This window comes from Paenibacillus periandrae (assembly GCF_022458865.1).
Taxonomy (GTDB): Bacteria; Bacillota; Bacilli; order Paenibacillales; family NBRC-103111; genus Paenibacillus_S; species Paenibacillus_S periandrae.
The window spans coordinates 1-270 of sequence record NZ_JAJNMU010000189.1 but is presented as its reverse complement, the minus strand read 5'-3'; the positions used below and the strand labels follow the sequence as shown (position 1 = coordinate 270).

1 protein-coding gene is annotated in these 270 nt (G+C 49.3%); it reads right to left on the bottom strand.

Features of this window, described 5'->3' with window-relative positions; genetic code table 11:
- The coding region (locus tag LRL21_RS45170; RefSeq protein ID WP_240422248.1) for a hypothetical protein at window positions 1-270 on the bottom strand (270 nt) is incomplete at both ends.

Here is a 270-nt window from a genome sequence, read left to right as displayed (position 1 = left end):
CCGCCTTGTGCTTAAACGATACGGTATAGGTCGTGTTTTTTTCCAGCTGCATTTTGCTGGGATCCGAAACACTAAATTCTTGCCAATATTGGCTTGACGCTGCCTCTGCATAGGCCGAATATTGGCCTGTTATGACTTTCTGCGGATCATTCGTTATGATCCCTGCTCCCGGTCCGAAGCTCGTCGCTTCATAGGTCCCGCGCTCAAACGATTCATTGAGCTTCGTGACCTGGATATCATCAATCGACAAGCCCCCACCCTGATTCATTC